14 protein-coding genes are annotated in these 17426 nt (G+C 59.5%); 9 read left to right on the forward strand and 5 right to left on the reverse strand.

What is annotated here, in order from left to right; all coding sequences use genetic code 11:
- Window position 1 precedes the first annotated feature (1 nt).
- From ACTHV6_RS09720 to ACTHV6_RS09730, 3 genes are all read right to left on the reverse strand, one after another.
- Window positions 2-2653, reverse strand: coding sequence for a hypothetical protein (locus tag ACTHV6_RS09720; protein WP_441387263.1), 2652 nt, complete (start codon window positions 2651-2653; stop codon window positions 2-4).
- A 212-nt stretch (window positions 2654-2865) separates the two neighbouring features.
- On the reverse strand, window positions 2866-5100 hold the full coding sequence (locus ACTHV6_RS09725) for a DUF6049 family protein (RefSeq protein ID WP_441387264.1): 2235 nt from the start codon (window positions 5098-5100) through the stop codon (window positions 2866-2868).
- Complete coding sequence (locus ACTHV6_RS09730; protein ID WP_441387280.1) at window positions 5093-5614, reverse strand: NUDIX hydrolase; 522 nt, start codon at window positions 5612-5614, stop codon at window positions 5093-5095. Before ACTHV6_RS09730 ends, ACTHV6_RS09725 begins: the two co-directional genes overlap by 8 nt.
- A 133-nt stretch (window positions 5615-5747) precedes the next feature.
- Here ACTHV6_RS09730 and ACTHV6_RS09735 point away from each other — a divergent pair, with 133 nt between their 5' ends.
- From ACTHV6_RS09735 to ACTHV6_RS09745, 3 genes are all read left to right on the forward strand, one after another.
- Entirely contained in the window at window positions 5748-7214 is a 1467-nt protein-coding gene (locus tag ACTHV6_RS09735; protein WP_441387265.1) for a CCA tRNA nucleotidyltransferase, read from the forward strand.
- Complete coding sequence (locus tag ACTHV6_RS09740; RefSeq protein ID WP_441387267.1) at window positions 7211-8512, forward strand: MFS transporter; 1302 nt, start codon at window positions 7211-7213, stop codon at window positions 8510-8512. The genes ACTHV6_RS09735 and ACTHV6_RS09740 overlap by 4 nt, the downstream gene beginning before the upstream one ends.
- 67 nt (window positions 8513-8579) lie before the next feature.
- A complete protein-coding gene (locus tag ACTHV6_RS09745) occupies window positions 8580-8792 on the forward strand; it encodes a zinc ribbon domain-containing protein (RefSeq protein WP_441387268.1) in 213 nt (70 codons plus the stop codon).
- A 106-nt stretch (window positions 8793-8898) separates the two neighbouring features.
- On the opposite strand, the gene ACTHV6_RS09750 is transcribed toward ACTHV6_RS09745, so the two are convergent.
- On the reverse strand, window positions 8899-9978 hold the full coding sequence (locus ACTHV6_RS09750; protein ID WP_441387270.1) for an inositol-3-phosphate synthase: 1080 nt from the start codon (window positions 9976-9978) through the stop codon (window positions 8899-8901).
- Window positions 9979-9995: 17 nt separating this feature from the next.
- Window positions 9996-10652 (reverse strand): PadR family transcriptional regulator, encoded by a 657-nt coding sequence (locus ACTHV6_RS09755; protein WP_441387271.1) that lies wholly within the window; start codon window positions 10650-10652, stop codon window positions 9996-9998.
- A 289-nt stretch (window positions 10653-10941) separates the two neighbouring features.
- Between ACTHV6_RS09755 and ACTHV6_RS09760 the strand changes: the two genes are divergently transcribed.
- From ACTHV6_RS09760 to rplI, 6 genes are all read left to right on the forward strand, one after another.
- Complete coding sequence (locus tag ACTHV6_RS09760; RefSeq protein WP_441387272.1) at window positions 10942-12660, forward strand: AI-2E family transporter; 1719 nt, start codon at window positions 10942-10944, stop codon at window positions 12658-12660.
- Window positions 12660-14927, forward strand: coding sequence for a transglycosylase domain-containing protein (locus tag ACTHV6_RS09765; protein ID WP_441387274.1), 2268 nt, complete (start codon window positions 12660-12662; stop codon window positions 14925-14927). The genes ACTHV6_RS09760 and ACTHV6_RS09765 overlap by 1 nt, the downstream gene beginning before the upstream one ends.
- A 280-nt stretch (window positions 14928-15207) precedes the next feature.
- A complete protein-coding gene (gene rpsF, locus ACTHV6_RS09770) occupies window positions 15208-15495 on the forward strand; it encodes a 30S ribosomal protein S6 (protein ID WP_441387275.1) in 288 nt (95 codons plus the stop codon).
- Window positions 15496-15524: 29 nt separating this feature from the next.
- Window positions 15525-16052, forward strand: coding sequence for a single-stranded DNA-binding protein (locus ACTHV6_RS09775; RefSeq protein WP_441387276.1), 528 nt, complete (start codon window positions 15525-15527; stop codon window positions 16050-16052).
- A gap of 116 nt (window positions 16053-16168) precedes the next feature.
- Window positions 16169-16405, forward strand: coding sequence for a 30S ribosomal protein S18 (gene rpsR / locus ACTHV6_RS09780; RefSeq protein WP_441387277.1), 237 nt, complete (start codon window positions 16169-16171; stop codon window positions 16403-16405).
- Window positions 16406-16419: 14 nt separating this feature from the next.
- Window positions 16420-16866 carry a 50S ribosomal protein L9 gene (gene rplI / locus ACTHV6_RS09785; protein WP_441387278.1) on the forward strand — a complete coding sequence of 149 codons (447 nt, stop codon included), beginning with the start codon at window positions 16420-16422 and terminating at the stop codon, window positions 16864-16866.
- The last annotated feature ends 560 nt before the right edge of the window (window positions 16867-17426 follow it).

Consider the following 17426-nt stretch of genomic DNA (forward strand, 5'->3'; position numbering starts at 1 on the left):
GCTAGTTCACGGTGATCTCGGAGATGGAAATCCGATAGTTTCCTTCGTCATCCGTGGGTAGCTGATTGAACCACAGGACAATGGTATTCGTTACCTCAGGGTCATCGACCGAAAGGGAGGTGTCACTGGACATGGAGCCTTCGGCCAACACGTCACCTTCGCTCGGTGCATCGGCTGATGTGCTGCGCCACTGGACATTTCCACCCTCACCACTGACGGCTAGGTTGACTTCTGAGACCTGAGTTTCCTCGGCCAAGGTCACTTCAAGGCCCAGCCCACTCTTACCAACGAAGTCCGGATTCGAATACCACCATGAACGCCAGAGGGTTCCACTATTCCCGTCAAAGGTGTTGCCCACGGTAGACGGGGAATCCTGCTCGCCCACATTCGAGGGATCGAGCGCGGCAGCTTCGGGATTCAGAAGCGTCACATTGCTGATCTCTGGGGCTGGATAATCCTCAGTTGGCTCGGGTTCTGGAGTCTCCGTGGGTTCAGGCTCGGGCTCCCCTGTGGGAGCTGCTGTGACCGTTGGGGTAGCCGTAGGCCGTGATGTATCAGGATCTGTGGTTGGACGGAACAGTGTCACCGCAGCCCAGATGAACGCGATCGCTACGATGATCGCTGTGCCAATGGTGAAAACTTTGGATGGGTTGTACTGGCGCTCACCGCCGTTGCCACCGTCTCCATCACTTCCGCCAGTCCGGCTGTTCGTTGCTTCAGCAGGAGGCTGTGGCGGAACGGCTGCGGCAGCGGCCGGATGGGCCGGGGTGACAGGCCGATCCGGGGTGTAGGGAGCTTCGGCAGGAGTTGCTGCTCCGCCCGATTTTCCTGCGCTGGATGTGCCTCCACCGGATGTGCTTGCACCGGAGGAAAGGACGTGAGTTCCGGCTGCCGCAATGACCTCAGTTTCGTGCGGCGGCTCGGCTGGAGACTCACCGCTAGTTAGCGAATCGTCTGTCTGATTGTCACTAGCTGGCTCGGACGGAGACTCACCGTGTGTAGCTGGTGAATCACCCACCTCATTTTCGCTAGCTGCTTCGGCCGGTGAATCAACTGGTGAATCGGATAGTGAATCAGCTATTGCCGGCGCCGGAGTAGGTGCCGATTCGCCGGCAAACTCTTCTGGCTTGACCCAATCCGGGGTGAGTCCGAGTGGTTCCTGAGCTGGAATGCCAAGTTCGGAGTCAACCACACCCGCCTCGGGTGCACTCGAGCCGGATGTGGCTTCAGATTCGGTAGAAGCACGGTCCGCAGCATCATCAGCAGAATTGTCAGTGGCACCTACGGGTGCCCCGGAATCCTGTTGCTCAGGCTCCTGTTCGGTCCCGACGTGCACCGCTTCACGCTCGGATGCCATTCCCGCGGCAAAGCCCACGCTGGCGGCCTTAACGAAGTGATCATCGGCGGGGCCATCTGATTCCTCCGGGTCAACGATCTTCTTGAACACAGCTGTGGCGCCCGTAGATGGGACATCGTGTGCGGGAGGTTCGGCGGTTGCAGATGACGCTTCCGCAGAGCTCGACGATTCAGCACGTGAGGAGACGGCTTCTGCGGGGAGCTCATCTGGTCCCGAAGCTGGCTCATCAGAGGCAGTGGTATCTGCGGATGTCACGCCTGCAGACGGTGATTCTGCAGACGGTGTGCTGGCAGGTGTAGGCTTCGGCCCTCCCCACCGGCTGATGGGCGCCGGAGAGGCGGAATCTGGCTGATCGCTCAGAGATTCGGCAGGGGAGGCACTCATGCCGTCCCCACCAAGCGGTGCAGTGATCTTCGGAAACTTCTCAACGGAGGGGGCCTGATCCTCACGCCTCGGAGAGAAGAACCGCTCCCCACCAAAAGCTGATTTTCTGCGCGGTGAAGCTGCGGGTGCAGGGCTTGGCGATGTAGGTGGCTCTGGCGTAGGGAGCGAGAGTTTGACGGGCGGCCACGTACCCAACTCGCGCACGATTGCACTGGGGCTTGTAGCGCCCTGTCCATCGCGTTCGCGATTCAGTGTGGTCCGCAGAGGCTCAGGCAAATCTGGCGTGGATAGGGCCTTATCGATCGCGGGATCAACGCCATCGCTCGTGGTAGGGAATTCTCCGGTGAGAAGTCCGGCAGTGAATCCCAAGAGTTGGCGCGATTCCAAGCGATCGGCACGAGCGCTAGGAACTTCGCTGGCAGGAGTACCTGCAAGAGCTGCAGAGATGCCTACACCGTCCAGCGCGATCGAGCCCGTTGGGGACACCCAGATGCGGTCAGGGGTGATCTGATAGTGGCGCAAGCCGCGTTCCTGAGCGGCTGCGAGCACCTGAGACAGTGTGCCGAGAATGCTCCACGCTTGTTCGCCGTTCAGCGGTGTTTCTAGGTAACTGGACAGCTGCTTACCTGCGGGGAGCTCTAGCGTGACAAAGGCAGATTCGGGGGAATCGCCAACGGACAGCACGCGAACTAGGTTTGCGTTATCCACCAGTGCGGACCGGCGTGCGGCATCGAGCGTTGACTGTTTCAGGGGAGAACGAGGATCCAGAGCGAGAATCCGAACCGGCTTGCCCAAGAGCGTGTCCGTTGCGGACCAGAGTTCTACGCTGTCCTGGCTAGGCTGCTCAGGGCATAGTTCGGTCAACTGATAGCGGCCAGAAAGAAACTGACCCGGCTCTACAATATGATTCACTGTACGTCCTCCAAGAACTGCGGGTAGTCAGGGCATACCAATGACGCAGAATACCTACACACGCGCCATTCTAGCGGTAGGTTGCGGCAAAGTAGGTGACGTGACACGAGGCGTAATGAAAGACACGGCTACTCACCGATTCTTCGGGCGCTGAGTTGACGTATGGGAGCGGCTGGACGTCTGCGAACGTGGCCGCGGCAGAGATCCTTTGCCTACTTGCCGTGCCTCCATGCGGCCCGCCGCGTGGCGCGCTGATCCTGAGAGAATTCCTTGGGGTCAACCGGGGCATGTTGACGGCCCCGCCGCAGAGATCGAACGATGCCAAAGGAGAAAATGCCTGCTAGGCCAACGGCGATCACCAGCGTGCCAACGTTCTCCCAATCCGCTCGCACTCGAATTTGAACGGTTTGGGACGGGCCAATGACGTTGCCGGCAGGATCGAGAATCCGGACTTCTACCTGAACATTTCCCGATCCGCGAGCTTCAACCGGAACGGCAACATCGCTCGTACCTTCGGCAGGCAGCGATACGGCAACATCTTGCTTGGGGACAAGCCGATTGTCATGGCTGTTGATCTGAATAACAACCCCCGCGGATAGCGGAAGATCATTGCGTACGTGGAGCGGTAGCTCGGTGGCCTCCGAAATGACGTTGATGGTTGAGGAAGGCTGGACGTTCAACGAGTCAGAGAATTGAGAGCTGAGGTTCTCCAGCGATCCGATGAGCTCCTGACGCACCGAGTTTTGCCCACGCAAGCAGGTGGCGAATGCCTTCTGGACCGTGGCTTGGGTGGGATCCGCGATGAGGCTAGGATCCTCGGATACGTTGGCGTACCAGCCGATGTTTTTCTGTGCTTGACTCAGCTGATCGATCTGGGCCTCGGTGATTTCTCCAGGATTGGCTTCCTTTTCGGGGAGCGCTTCGCGTTCAGCAACGGACGGCTCCAATGCAAGCAAGTCTGAGACCGTGTGGGGATCAACCCAAGAGGCCTCCATGAGCGCCTCGATCGTGCCCGAGATGTCTTCGTCGGTCAAGGAACTACTGGGAGAGGGGGCAGCTGGATCGCCGCCAAACTCCGTGAGGCCAGCTCGGTCAATGGCCAGCACCATCGCCCGTGGATCGTTCGGGCGCTCGCGATACGTGAGTGCAGATAGGCCAAGGACCATTTGCTGAGAATCGAGCGCACTGAGTTCCGCACTCTCTTCGCCCTCACCAATCTGCCCGGCCAACGCAGAGGACACCAGCGAATCGACAGCAAGCCCGGGCATCTGGACATCGCCGGCCTGAATGGACGTGCGGGCGGAGGCCGTGGCGTAGCTAAATCCGGTTTGTGGAATGGTTTGGTCCGAAAGGAGAACACCTTCCACACCCGCTTCATCCAACGCGTTCATGGTGTTCTGGTCAGTTTTTCCCGATACGAAGGCCACATCGGTATCAGCAGACATTTCGAGTTCTTCCGCCAATGCCTCTGAACTGGAATAGGCCTGTTGGATCATTTCTTCGGCGCCAGCGTGGGTGAGTGCCGTGGTATCAGCATCGTAGATAGGCGTGAGGAACACTTCGGTATCTGCCGTGCCCTCGAAATCGCTGAGTGATGTGGCTAGAGAATCGTCACCATGCGCGAGAGCCGGGTCCACAAACAGCGATACGCCGGGCGTGCTCATTTCACTGACGGATGTGCTTGCTCGCGAGGATTCAGCCGCATCAGATTCCTCGGAATCGGTTGGGGTAGCCGTTGGTGTTGGAGTACTTGCGGGGCCATCCGGTTCGGTAGATATGCTCGCGATGTCCTCCGATAGCGAGGGCTCCAGCAGTTCTTCGGCGGTGTGAGTGACGGGCATGGCCACCGCAGCAGGCATAGGCATGAGCTCAGGAGCGGGTGCCACCACTGCGATCGAGCGATCTGCGAGCCACGTGCCATCGCCCAGCAAGACTTCCACCTGTAGGCCACGTGGCCCCCATGAATCGAACGATCCACTCCACTGCAACTGCTCAGCAGGCACTGTCATGCTGAGCGTTCGTTGCCCTCCCGGAGCGATGCTCTGGGCGGAGGTATCCGTGAATAGGGGGCTCAGGGCACCACCGCCACCCTCCATGAATCTAACGAGTTCTGTGCGAGACATGATCGGTGAGAAGTGACCGGACAAGGACAGGGAGTTAATGTCCAGCGGTTCAGAACTTGGGTTGGATACAGAGACATCAACGTGCAAATCCTCGCCTTGGTCCATCGTGGATTCGCCAACTGAGGTAATTGTGGCCTCCGGTTCGGTCGCCTGTGGCCCAGTAGGAGTTGGCGCGGGGGACTGTGTGGGGGAGGCTTCGCCGTCGTCGTCCGAAATAACCGTGTGTACTACGGTGGCGTGGCTTTCCTCAACTATGGCGCCCAGCGAACCCAACGGGAGCAGGAGCGTCGCGAAAGCCGCGAAGGACCGGCCCACCCTACTCATCCCCGGCGAGGATCGAACGGGCAAGCGCGATGATCCGGCGCTCGTTGGGGTAGGCCAAGCGGGACGATGCGCGATCAATGCGTACCCACTCCACCTTTTCCGCCTCACGATCGGGATCATTCTCCACGGTTAGCGTGCCATAGAGGGCTTCCAACAGGAAATGGTGGACAACTTTGTGTACGCGGCGATCTGTTCCGGAAAACCAGTAGTCGATCGAAGAAAGGTGGCGAAGAACACGGCCAGTAATCCCGGTCTCCTCAGAGATCTCGCGGATTGCTGCCTCCTCTGCCGTTTCCACTCCCTCAAGGTGACCCTTCGGCAGGCACCACTCGAGGCGGCCACCGCGGTTCCTCCGCGCGATAACGGCAACGTACGCTTGGCCGTTCTGAACGGAAACAATGATGCCGCCGGCGCTTGTTTCGTTCACAACGGGCAACGAATTGCGCCGAGCAGCAACCTGATGGGCGGCAGCGGCGCGCCTCCAGGGCTGGTGCCTGCCAAGTGGCGAGGGCAACGGAGCATTTCTCGACATAGTTCACACTGTAGTAACTGTGGTGCCCGTCCACGTGCCCAGATAGGTTGTATCGTGGCACCCTTAGAGGGTGTCACAACAAGATCTTGGCAACGAACAGGTACAAAGGGCGGCAATGGCAGAGACGAATCGGCGGGCCCACTTGCTGTTCCAAGGCCAGCAAGCCTTTACAAAACTCCCACACGCCATTGATGATCTAGCCACTATCTTCGCAGATGCTGGCCATGAATTGGCACTAGTGGGTGGACCAGTTCGCGATGCCTTCCTAGGCCTTGCCATTCATGACTTTGATTTGACCACATCGGCGCGTCCTTCCCAGACCGAAGAATTGCTTCGGAAATGGAGCAAGACCGTGTGGGATATCGGGCGCGATTTCGGGACGATCGGGGCACACAAGAACGGCCTCACCGTGGAAATCACCACCTACCGCCAGGATTCCTACGAGATCGGCTCCCGCAAACCCGAGGTAGATTACGGGGATTCTCTAGAAGGTGACCTGACGCGGCGCGATTTCACTGTCAACGCCATGGCGCTGCGGCTCCCCGCGAAGGTACTCGTGGACCCGTGCGGGGGGCTGGAGGATCTGGTGGATGGCGTGCTCCAAACGCCGGCCACCGCGCGCCAATCCTTCGATGACGATCCCCTCCGGATCATGCGCGCGGCCCGCTTCACCAGTCAGCTGGGCTTTGATGTGAGCGAAGATGTGATGAACGCCATGGAGGAAATGGCGGAGCGGCTCTCCATCGTTTCCGCCGAACGCGTGCGCGCTGAGTTTGAGCGGCTGATCACGGCGGCGGCGCCTCGGCGCGGCATTGAACTCATGGTGTACACCGGGGTTGCTGACGTGGTGATCCCCGAAGTTTCAACGCTCAAGGACACCGTGGATGAGCACCACCGCCATAAGGACGTGTATGAGCACACCCTGACCGTGCTGGATCAGGCCATCGCGCTGGAAGGCGAAGGTACGGACGATAAGGCGCTCGGGGGAGCGCTCGAAAGCCCGGACCTTGTGCTGCGGCTTGCGGCACTGTTCCACGATATCGGCAAGCCAGCGACGCGGCGCTTTGAGAAGGACGGATCCGTGACCTTCAGGGCGCATGACGTGATTGGGGCGAGGATGGCCGCCAAGCGGATGCGTGCCATGCGCTTCGATAAGCAGACACAAAAGGATGTGGCGCGCCTCGTAGAAATGCATCTGCGTGCCTTCGGCTTCGGGGAGAACAGCTGGACTGATTCTGCCGTGCGGCGCTTGGTGCGGGATGCTGGGCCTCTGTTGGGGCGGCTGCTTCGCCTGATTCGCGCGGATATTACCTCGCAAAATCGCCGTAAGGTACACCAACTCCAGGCGGCCAATGATGAGCTGGCGCGCCGAATCGTGGAGATCGCCGAACAAGAGGAACTCGATGCCATTCGCCCCGATCTGGACGGCGCGGAGATCATGGAGATCTTGGGGCTGAAGCCCGGCCGCGAGGTTGGGGAGGCACGCACCTACATGCTGGAACTTCGCCTAGACGAAGGGCCAATGGATCACGACGAGGCCGTTGAACGCTTGAAAGCCTGGTGGGAGGGCAGGGTGAAGTGAGGCTACTCAATGACCTCAAGGTCCTCGCCCAGAATTCCGGATTCCGTAAGCTCATTGGTGTGCGCCTCGTGTCCCAATGCGGAGACGGCATGTTTCAGGCCGGGCTTGCCTCACTCTTCTTCTTCCGCCCCGAGGCGATGACGGATGCGGCGGGCGTTGCCGCGGCCTTAGTGGTCATGCTGCTGCCATTCTCAATCGTTGGCCCGTTCACCGGGCCATTCCTTGATCGCTGGCGGCGCAGGCAAGTATTGCTGTACGGGAATCTGATTCGTGCAGGGCTTGTTCTTCTGGCAGTGGCGGCCGATCAGCTGTACGGCGACGGCCCGGTGATCTACACGCTTGCGCTGGTGATTCTTGGGCTCTCCCGGTTCATGCTGGCTGGACTGTCCGCCGGCCTGCCCATGGTGGTGGGATCGAAGGAGCGCCTTCTCATGGCGAACTCGGTTGTTCCCACTCTGGGTGGGGTGGCCACTGCTGTTGGCGCCATCTTCGGCTTCTTACTCCGCCTCTTGCTCCCCGAAGGTGCTTCGCAGCAGCTGGCTTCCCTTGTGGTTGCCTGCTTGCTCTACCTTGGTGCCTCCGCCGTTGCCCGGATGTTGGGTAAAGATGAGCTCGGGCCTGAAGCACCCGATAGCGGCTCCTCTCTTGGGGCACAGGTGAAGCAGGCGGCCATGGATTTGGTTGACGCCGTGCGCTACCTCGCCAAGCGTGGCACTCCTGGGCTGGCTCTTTCCACCATGGCCCTGCACCGCTTCGTGTATGGCATGCAGCTCATCACGATCATCCTTGCCGGGCGGAACTTGCTGGTGGACCCGCTCAACGCCAACGCCGGCATCGCGGCGTTCGGCACGCTCATGGGCGCGATGGTGGCCGGTCACGGTGTTGCCGTTGTGCTCACGCCGATTGCTCACGAGAAAATGGCGCCGTCCCAGTGGGTTGTCCTGTGCCTGATCAGCGGGACTCTGGGTCAACTCTTCATCGTATTCTCGCATCAGCCCGCTATATTCGCGGCCGGCATGTTCATCTTTGGCATCGGGGTGCAGGGCGCAAAAATCGCCGTGGATACGATCGTCCAGTCGGACACCGCCGATGCATACCGTGGGCGCGCCTTCTCCATCTACGACGTCTTGTTCAACGTGGCCGAATGTCTGGCGGCTGGCCTCGCAATCTTCATCCTTCCGGATATCGGGTGGTCACGCCCGGTCCAAATTAGCCTCATCGTGTTCGTATGGATCGTGGCACTTGGGTATCGCCACCTCGTTCGGGGCTTGGGGGATCAGCCGCGGGTGGTCGCGTAACATCGGGTGTCAACGCCCCGGCAGGAGTAGCCTTATGCTCAAGTGATATCGGGCGGAAGGTCAGATCGTGGAGAAAGTGCAATACGCTTGCGAGAAGTGCGGCAACCAGCATTATCGGACTGATCAATTCCAAGCTACCGGCGGCAACTTAGCCAAGCTGTTCGATGTGCAGAACAAGCGTTTCATCACGATTATTTGCACGAACTGCGGGTACGCGGAGCTCTATTCATCCGCAACGGACAGCGGCATGAATGTGCTTGATTTCCTGATCGGGGGCTAATCGATCCAAGCCGTGTTGCGCGATGAGTGCGTGCGAGAGGGGTTCGCCGTCGTCGTCCCAATAATATCGAACGACGACGAAACCGCCCCACCACGTAAGCCAGCAGCTACCGCTCGATGTCCCCTCGAATGAAGGCCTCAACGGACTCGCGCGCTGTGTCATCATCGCGCTGCTCCATCGGGGACTTCATGAGGTAGGAGGCCGCGGAAAGCAGTTCGCCGCCGATTCCGCGGTCCAGCCCGATCTTGGCGGCGCGCACGGCATCGATGATGATGCCGGCGGAGTTGGGTGAATCCCAAACCTCCAGCTTGTATTCAAGCGAGACGGGCGCATCGCCGAAGTTGCGGCCCTCGAGGCGGACGAATGCCCATTTGCGATCGTCCAACCAGGCCACGAAATCGGAGGGGCCGATGTGGACGTTGTGCGGATCCAGCTTCTCATGAAGGTTGGACTGAACAGCATTCGTCTTGGAGATCTTCTTGGATTCGAGACGCTCGCGCTCCAGCATGTTCTTGAAGTCCATGTTTCCACCAACATTGAGCTGGTAGGTGCGGTCCAAGGTGACGCCGCGATCCTCGAACAGTTTGGCCAGCACGCGGTGGGTGATAGTGGCCCCGATCTGGGACTTGATATCGTCCCCAACCACAGGAACGCCAGCGGCGGCGAACTTATCGGACCATTCTTTGGTGGACCCGATGAAGACGGGCATGGCATTGACGAACGCCACCTTGGAATCTATCGCGCACTGCGCGTAGAACTTGGCCGCCTGCTCGGAGCCGACGGGAAGGTAGGAGACGAGGACGTCCACCTTCTTATCCTTGAGTACCTGAACAACATCAACCGGAGCTGCGGGTGATTCCTCCACCTGCTCTTTGTAGTACTTGCCGAGCCCGTCCAATGTGTGGCCACGTTCCACGGATACACCGGTGGGAGGAACGTCCGCCAGCTTGATCGTGTTGTTCTCCGAGGCGGTGATGGCCTCCGCGATGTCCACGCCCACCTTCTTGGAATCAACGTCGAAGGCGGTGACGAATTCCAGATCGCTCACGTGATAATCGCCGAACTGGACGTGCATGAGTCCCGGGACAGTGGCGGCAGGATCTGCATCTTTGTAATACTCAACCCCTTGAATAAGGGATGAGGCGCAGTTGCCAAGCCCCACGATTCCAACGCGGATCTTGCTCATGTGTTCTCCTTAAGAGGTCACGGGTGGTCTGTGTTGACCATGTAGCCCGATGCCGGGGCGCCCTGTGAGGTGCCTTTTGGGGCTTCCTTCTTGGGCTGGCGGCGCGTGCGCGAGGCTTTTGGAGTGTTTGTGGCGCGCTCGTTTTCGATCATGCGCTCCAGCCAAAGCACCTCGGCACTGACTTGGTCCAAGCCGTGCTGTGCAAGCTCGGTGACATACGCATCGGCATGGCGGGCAGCGGTGTCCGCCCACAGGGTGAGTGCCTCGCGGCGCTCAAGCATCCGTGCGTACCTCCCCTCGAGGATTCGTAGCCTAGTGGCCGAATCCGTTGAGGAAAACATGGTGAACCGAACATCGAACGTGCCGTCCTCCCAATCTGAGGGGCCTGCAGAGGACAGCTGGTTATCGAGGTACTCGTGGCCCGTACTCGAAATCGAGTAGGTAATGCGCTTGCGGCGCGTGCCGGGGATCTTGGGATCCTCGTGAGATTCGATTAGTCCGTCCGCTTCAAGCCGCCGCAGCGCGGGGTAGAGCGAGCCATAGCTCAGTGTTCGGAACGTGCCCAAGGAAAGGTTCAGTGCTTTACGCAACGCATAGCCATGCTGCGGTCCTTGGGACAAATAGCCAAGAATCGCAAGGTTGAGTACCTGAGAGCGTGGTGTGCTGGTAGGCAAGAGAGCTTCCTTAGACGGTCATGTTGTATTGAGGATATATCGAACTGATATATCTGTCATCCTTTTTGTTGCCGCGGTGTGTCCGTGACCATGGGTAGAACACCTCTATCGTGACACACTTAGCGGAAGGAACAATCGCGCAGCTCATCCCAGGCGGGGTGATCTGCGGCAGACTTGGGCTTAAGGTTCTCGATGAGGGCAGCACTAGGTGCGTGAGGCGTACGCCTTGCGGCCACGTATGAGAGCCGTAGCGCGGTATGAAGGAATAGGTACGAGGGAAGAAGAAGGCATGGCCGGAAACTCTGGGCACGGACGTGACGCTATCGCAGCACTGCGCGCGGCACGGTCCGGTAAACGTGGCGCGCGTTCGGAATCCTTACCGGTGGATAAGGGTGCCGCTGCGAAGCCGGAAGAGGCGCCCCAGGCACGCGATACGGAATCATCCGGTGCGGGGCCTGCCCATCAGGTTGGTGGACCACACACCCGGAGTTCGGATGGCTCTGCCAGCACGCCTGATACTTTCGGCACGTCCGGTACCCCCAGTATCTCCGGCACCCCCGGCGCGTCCGGCACGCCCCGTGCACTCGAGGAAGATTCTTCTGCCACTGACCCCGTGAATGCCGCCGGCTCTGGGAAACTCCGAGAGCCTTCTGCCGGCCCTGGCTCAGAGAGTTCGTCAGATGCCGCCGGCGGTTCCTCCGGCGGGCAAATGCCGGGAGATCACTCCACGGCAGATCACTCCACCGGCGACCACTCCACGGGAGATCGCCCCGCCGGAGAACCCCCGAACGCCACGCGTCTTCAGGTGAGCACGGGAGCCAGCAAGGCCCCTGCAGGCCTCAAGATACTGGTGGTCATCGCGCTGGGAACGATCGCTTTGGTGGGCGTCAAGCAGGCTCAGGACATTGTGGCCCCCGCGTTCTTCGCCTTGACGTTGGTGCTGACGGTGCGCCCCATCCACAGATGGCTGATCAAGAAGGGCGTTCCGGCGTGGCTTTCGGCCGTGGTGACGATAACTACTTTGGTTGCCACGTTGCTGTCCATCGTTGGCCTCATGGTGTGGTCTCTGGTGGGATTGCCAGAGTTGGTACGCGGATATGCGCCGGCTTTCCAGAACTTGATCCAGCAGGTGATGGACTTCGCCGAGGGCCAGGGCGTCAGGTTTGATCAAGTGACCTCCGATTTCCTCAGTCAGCTCGATTTTGGGCAGGCCGTTGGTGCGCTGACCAACGTGGTGAACTCGGTTTCTTCGATCGGCGGCATCATCGTGTTGGTGGCGCTCGCGCTTCTGTTCATCACGGTTGATACGCAGATACTCGAGAAACGCGCGCATGTGGTGGAGCGCCACGATTCGGTTCTCTACGCGGCCCTGTCCGGGTTCGAAGGCCGCGTGCGCCAGTACTGGCTGGTCTCCACCGTGTTTGGTCTGATCGTGGCGGTGTTCAACTGGGGCGCTCTGATGTTCCTAGACGTCCCCCTGCCCGTCGCGTGGGCCCTGTTTTCGTTTGTCACCAACTACATCCCGAACGTTGGCTTTGTGCTGGGCGTGATCCCTCCGGCACTCCTTGGCCTCCTTGATTCAGGATGGCTTACCGCCGTGTGGGTGATCGTTGCCTATTCGGCATTTAACGCCGTGATTCAGGGTGTTTTCCAGCCAAAGTTCACGGGCGATGCGGTTGGTCTATCCACCACCGTCACATTCCTTTCCCTCATGTTTTGGACGTTCATCGTGGGCCCGCTAGGAGCGATCCTGGCCGTGCCGCTCACATTGTTTGCCAAGGCTTTGCTGATTGACTCAAGCGTGCAGACTCGCTGGATGGAGGCCTTCTTGATTCCGGAAAGCGATGCCCGAAAGAAAGAAGCCGATGGATACTACGATAAAGAAACGCCAGGATCCGACACCTTTATTGATTTCACAGCTCAGGATTCAGAAGAACGCAAGAAGATTCAGCGCACGTTGCGCAGCCTGTCTCTTCGCAGCCTTCGAGGCCGGACGGAGAAGAAGTAATGACGAGTAAGAAATCCGCTGCCGGCGGCAAGCATTCGCAAGGCGGGGGCGCCCACGTGGCGAAGAAGCCCAAGAAGGCCGCGTCCACCAAGGGCAAGTCCGAAAAGGATAAGGCCGCCAACGCCAAGCCTAAGAAGAAGTTCTGGAACTATCCTCGCGATGGCAAAGGGCCGATTCATCGCTGGATTCCGAGCTGGCGCGTTGTTGTGGCTTCCATTTTCGGTGTTCTGGGGCTTGGCGTTGCGGCATTTGCCATTTTGTACGTTGCAACGGATATCCCGGAGCCGGACGAGTTGGCACTGGCCCAGTCCACCCGCGTCTATTACGAAGACGGGGAAAAGGAGATGGGAAGTTTCGCCGATATTGACCGCGAACCGGTTCCGTTGTCCGATTTACCGGATTACGTTGGGCATGCCGTGATTTCGTCCGAGGATAAGAGCTTCTACACGAACAACGGTATTGATTTGCGCGGCCTCGGACGCGCGTTCATTAACAACGCGCGTGGTGGGGCTACGCAGGGAGGGTCTACGCTCACCCAGCAGTACGTGGAACGTTATTATTTAGGGACGACGACGAGCTATGCCGGCAAACTGCAGGAAGCAATCATTGCCCTGAAGATCGATCGCGAGCAGTCCAAGGATGAGGTTCTGCAAAACTACCTCAACACGATCTACTTCGGGCGCGGTGCCTATGGCATCGAGATGGCGGCGCAGCGCTACTTCGGCATTCCCGCAAGCGAGCTAGACGTCAGCCAATCGGCCATGCTTGCCGGCATTATCCCTGCGCCCTCCGCGTGGGATCCCGAGTCCAACCCTGAGCGCGCAGAATCCCGTTGGGAAGGCGTTCTGGGGAATATGGTGTCCGAGGGCTACCTGACTCAGGAAGAAGCCGATGAACTAGAGTTCCCTGAAACCATCAGCTCCGAACTCACCGATGGCTTTGATGGCCCCGATGGCTATCTGCTTGCCGCTGCCAAGAACGAACTGGTGGCCTCCGGCGAGTTCACTGAGGATGAGATCAACACCCGCGGCCTGAAGATCGTCACCACGATCGATGAGGATAAGCAACAAGCCGCAGTGGATGCTGTTGCCACGTTGGCTGATGACCGTCCGGACAACAACTACGTGACCCTGACCTCTGCCGATCCGCGAACCGGTGCGATCTATGCCATGTACGCAGGCGAGGATTACAGGGAACGCGAGAGAAACGGCGTGACGCAGGACCGGGCACAGGCTGGCTCCACGTTCAAGCCGTTCGCTCTGCTGGCACATCTGGAACAGGGCGGCACGCTCTGGGATCGCTACGATTCGCATTCGCCGATGTCCTTTGGATCGATCGAGGTGCAGAACTTCGATGGCTCAAGCCGTGGGAGCATCAACCTTGCTACTGCCACCGCCTACTCCGTGAACACGGTGTACGTCCAGCTCAATGAAGCTGTGGGGCCGGCCGCTACCCGTGACGTTGCAATTCGTGCGGGAATCCCGGAAGAAACCCCGGGCCTTGATGATTCGTTGACCAACGTGCTCGGGTCCGCTTCGCCCCATCCCATCGATATGTTGACGGCCTACAGCACCTTCGCTAATCGAGGTGTCCAGCAGGACATCCACATCGTCAAGGAAGTGTATGACGCCGATGGGGAACTCGTGTACAGCGGAGAGAATGAGGGCGAGCGAGTATTCGAAGAAGATGATATCGATACGCTCAACTACGCCCTTCAAGGCGTGACGGATCCCGGTGCTACTGGTGCCACAGCCTCGGAGCTGGGGCGTCCCGTTGCCGGTAAGACAGGCACGTCATCTGGACCCTGGTCCGCGTGGTTCATCGGGTACATCCCGCAGATGGTGACGTCCGTTGACATGTACCAGATCGGCGAGGACGGCGGCGAAGAGGTCCTGACGCCCTTCGGGTCACTTGCGCCGTACGGCATCGGTGGTGGCTCGTACCCTGCAGACGTGTGGCTTGCCTACATGCAAGTGGCAACCGAGGGCATGGATATCGAGGAGTTCGCAGATCTCCCCGCTTCATCCGGCGTGCCAGCGCCAGAGCCTCCACCAGTAAATCCGGTGCCGGTACCTGAGCCTGAACCCGAGCCAGAGCCAGAGCCTGAGCCGGAGCCGACGACAGATCCGGAGCCGGAGCCGACCACTGAGCCCGAGCCGACGGATAATCCGGAGCCTCCAGAGGATCCCGACCCGACTGACGATGAGGGGAACAATGCTTCCGGCGGAGGGGGCGGTGACAATTCGGGTCAGATAAGTGGCGGCTAGGTGGGATTTCGTCGTCGTCGTTCACATCCCACTCACCACGCGGGTGCGGTTCTACCGGGAGCACTGAAAAACTGAGGTAGCTCGCGGCTCGGAACCGGACTCTGGTCACGGTGCTCGGGCGCCCATCGGAGAGACGTGCAACACTCTGGTAGCGAGCTGGCGTGCGGCCCGCTAAAGTTATGTGATGGTGTTTTGAGGCCACATGCTTCAACATGCCACGCATTGACCCTCCTGTCATGGAAGTCCCATGGCCGTATAGTCCAAAGGAGGTGGGAAAAGCATGCGTGATTACGAGATGATGATCATCATCGATCCGACCGTCGACGATCGCAACCTAGGCGTTTACGTTGACAAGCTGCTTCAGGTTGTCCCTAACGAAGGTGGCTCGCTGGAGAAGGTCGATATTTGGGGCAAGCGCCGTCTTGCCTATGACATTCAGAAGCATTCCGAAGGCACATACGTCGTGGTGAACATGAAGTCCACGCCGGAAACCGCCAAGGAACTCGATCGCCAACTCAGCTTGAACGAAGCGATTCTGCGGACCAAGCTGCTGCGCGTCGAGGCCTAAGGCCAGCAATAGAACTCTAAGGAGAGATCATGGCAGGCGAACCGATCATTACAATCGTTGGCAACCTAACCGCCGATCCGGAACTGCGTTACGTCAGCTCCGGAACTCCTGTCGCGAGCTTCACCGTGGCATCCACTCCCCGTACTCGCAACCGCCAAACTGATCAGTGGGAAGATGGCGAACCCATGTTCGTCCGCTGCTCAGTGTGGCGCGAATATGGTGAGAATGTTGCTGAATCCCTCACCAAGGGAATGCGGGTTGTTGTCACCGGCCGTTTGACCGTACGTAGCTACGATTACAACGGTCAGCAGCGCACCTCCATCGAGATGCAGGTTGACGAAGTTGGCCCATCGCTGCGCTATGCGCGCGCACAGGTCACGAAGGTCTCCGGCGGCGGTGGCGGGCAAAACCGCGGCGGCAATCAAGGTGGTGGCCAGCCCCAGCAGGGTGGCCAGGGCCGAGTTTCATACGATGCGCCTCAGGGCGGGTCTTCCTATGATCCTTGGCAGCAGGCACCCCAAGGTGGTTCCTCGTTCGATGATCTCCCTCCGTTCTAATGTGCTGACGTTGCCGGCGGGACGTTCGCGGTAGTAACAGGCGGGCTAGCGCCGCAACTGAACACACACTTATATCGACTTTTTGCGGCTCACGCCGCACACCTGAAGGAGCTACTATGCCGAAGCCCGTGCTTCGCAAGCCAAAGAAGAAGGCCAACCCGTTGAAGTCGGCCAAAGTCCAGAACATCGATTACAAGGACACCGCAACCCTGCGGAAGTTCATCTCCGATCGCGGCAAGATCCGCGCCCGGCGAGTAACCGGTGTTAGCACCCGCGAACAGCGCAGGATCGCCAAGGCAATCAAGAATGCCCGCGAAATGGCTCTGTTGCCGTACTCGAGCTCTGCTCGTTAAGGAGGAGTAATTCTATGAAGCTCATCCTGACGCACGATGTGTCCGGCCTCGGTGAAGCAGGCGAAGTTGTTGAGGTCAAGGACGGCTACGGCCGCAACTTCCTCATCCCTCGCGGCTACGCCACCGCTTGGACCAAGGGTGGCCAGAAGCAGGTTGACCAGATCAACGAGTCCCGCCGCAAGCGCGCCATCGATTCCCTCGAGGACGCCAACGCTCTGCGCGATGCTCTCGAAGCTCAGGCCGTTACCGTGACCAAGACCGCCGGTGAGAACGGCCGTCTCTTCGGCGCCGTGACCTCCAAGGACATCGCTTCGGCCGCATCTGAGGCCACCGGCAAGTCCGTTGACCACCGCGCCATCAATGTTGCCACGGCCATCAAGTCTGTTGGCACCTACAAGGCCACCGCGAAGCTTCACACCGATGTTTCCGCGAACCTGACAATCGAAGTAGTTGCTGCCTAACGTGCAGTGACGCAGCTGCCGTGAAGTCGCGGCGCCCTTAGTGGCGCTGTGGTGCTGGTGGCATGGGCCGCCCATGGCCAACGATGAGCTCTTGCTCAACGTTGGTGGTGGGCGGCCTTCTTTGCATTGGGGCTGGCCTATTTCCTTGAGCTGTTGCCCCTCGGGCATCTCTGCCCTCGCGTCGCCGTTCTGGGACGGCATCTGAACCACACGTATAGCGCCTGGTGACCACTTATGGCGCTTGTTGACCTGTTATACCTTGTCTCCAGCCGCAGCAAGTGGTCCATTGTGAGCTTAGGTCTCAGAGGGGGCGCTTAGTTGGCGGAGCACTGTTGAGTAGTTGCGAATCTTGTGCAGGGATACCCTGCCGGTGACCTCCCTCTCTTTCTGCGGTGATCGTGGCCTCGGGTGTGGTCTGGGCCATGCTGCAATAGGGTGGTCCAGTAGAGGGTTTTCCTCGTGTTGATGCCGTTCGAGGGGGCTGTTTTTGTTGGTGTGGTTGGTGTTTGTGGGTGTGTGATGGGGGTCATGGGGTTGTGGTTTGTGTTTGGTGGTGGGGG

Source organism: Ancrocorticia sp. (assembly GCF_052089425.1).
In the GTDB taxonomy this organism is placed as follows: domain Bacteria; phylum Actinomycetota; class Actinomycetes; order Actinomycetales; family Actinomycetaceae; genus Ancrocorticia.

Coding starts and splice junctions, on each gene's coding strand:
- ACTHV6_RS09725 (WP_441387264.1), bottom strand. CDS start 5,100: ATGAGTAGGGTGGGCCGGTCCTTCGCGGCTTTCGCGACGCTCCTGCTC.
- ACTHV6_RS09735 (WP_441387265.1), top strand. CDS start 5,748: ATGGCAGAGACGAATCGGCGGGCCCACTTGCTGTTCCAAGGCCAGCAA.
- ACTHV6_RS09750 (WP_441387270.1), bottom strand. CDS start 9,978: ATGAGCAAGATCCGCGTTGGAATCGTGGGGCTTGGCAACTGCGCCTCA.
- ACTHV6_RS09760 (WP_441387272.1), top strand. CDS start 10,942: ATGGCCGGAAACTCTGGGCACGGACGTGACGCTATCGCAGCACTGCGC.
- ACTHV6_RS09765 (WP_441387274.1), top strand. CDS start 12,660: ATGACGAGTAAGAAATCCGCTGCCGGCGGCAAGCATTCGCAAGGCGGG.
- rpsF (WP_441387275.1), top strand. CDS start 15,208: ATGCGTGATTACGAGATGATGATCATCATCGATCCGACCGTCGACGAT.
- ACTHV6_RS09775 (WP_441387276.1), top strand. CDS start 15,525: ATGGCAGGCGAACCGATCATTACAATCGTTGGCAACCTAACCGCCGAT.
- rpsR (WP_441387277.1), top strand. CDS start 16,169: ATGCCGAAGCCCGTGCTTCGCAAGCCAAAGAAGAAGGCCAACCCGTTG.
- rplI (WP_441387278.1), top strand. CDS start 16,420: ATGAAGCTCATCCTGACGCACGATGTGTCCGGCCTCGGTGAAGCAGGC.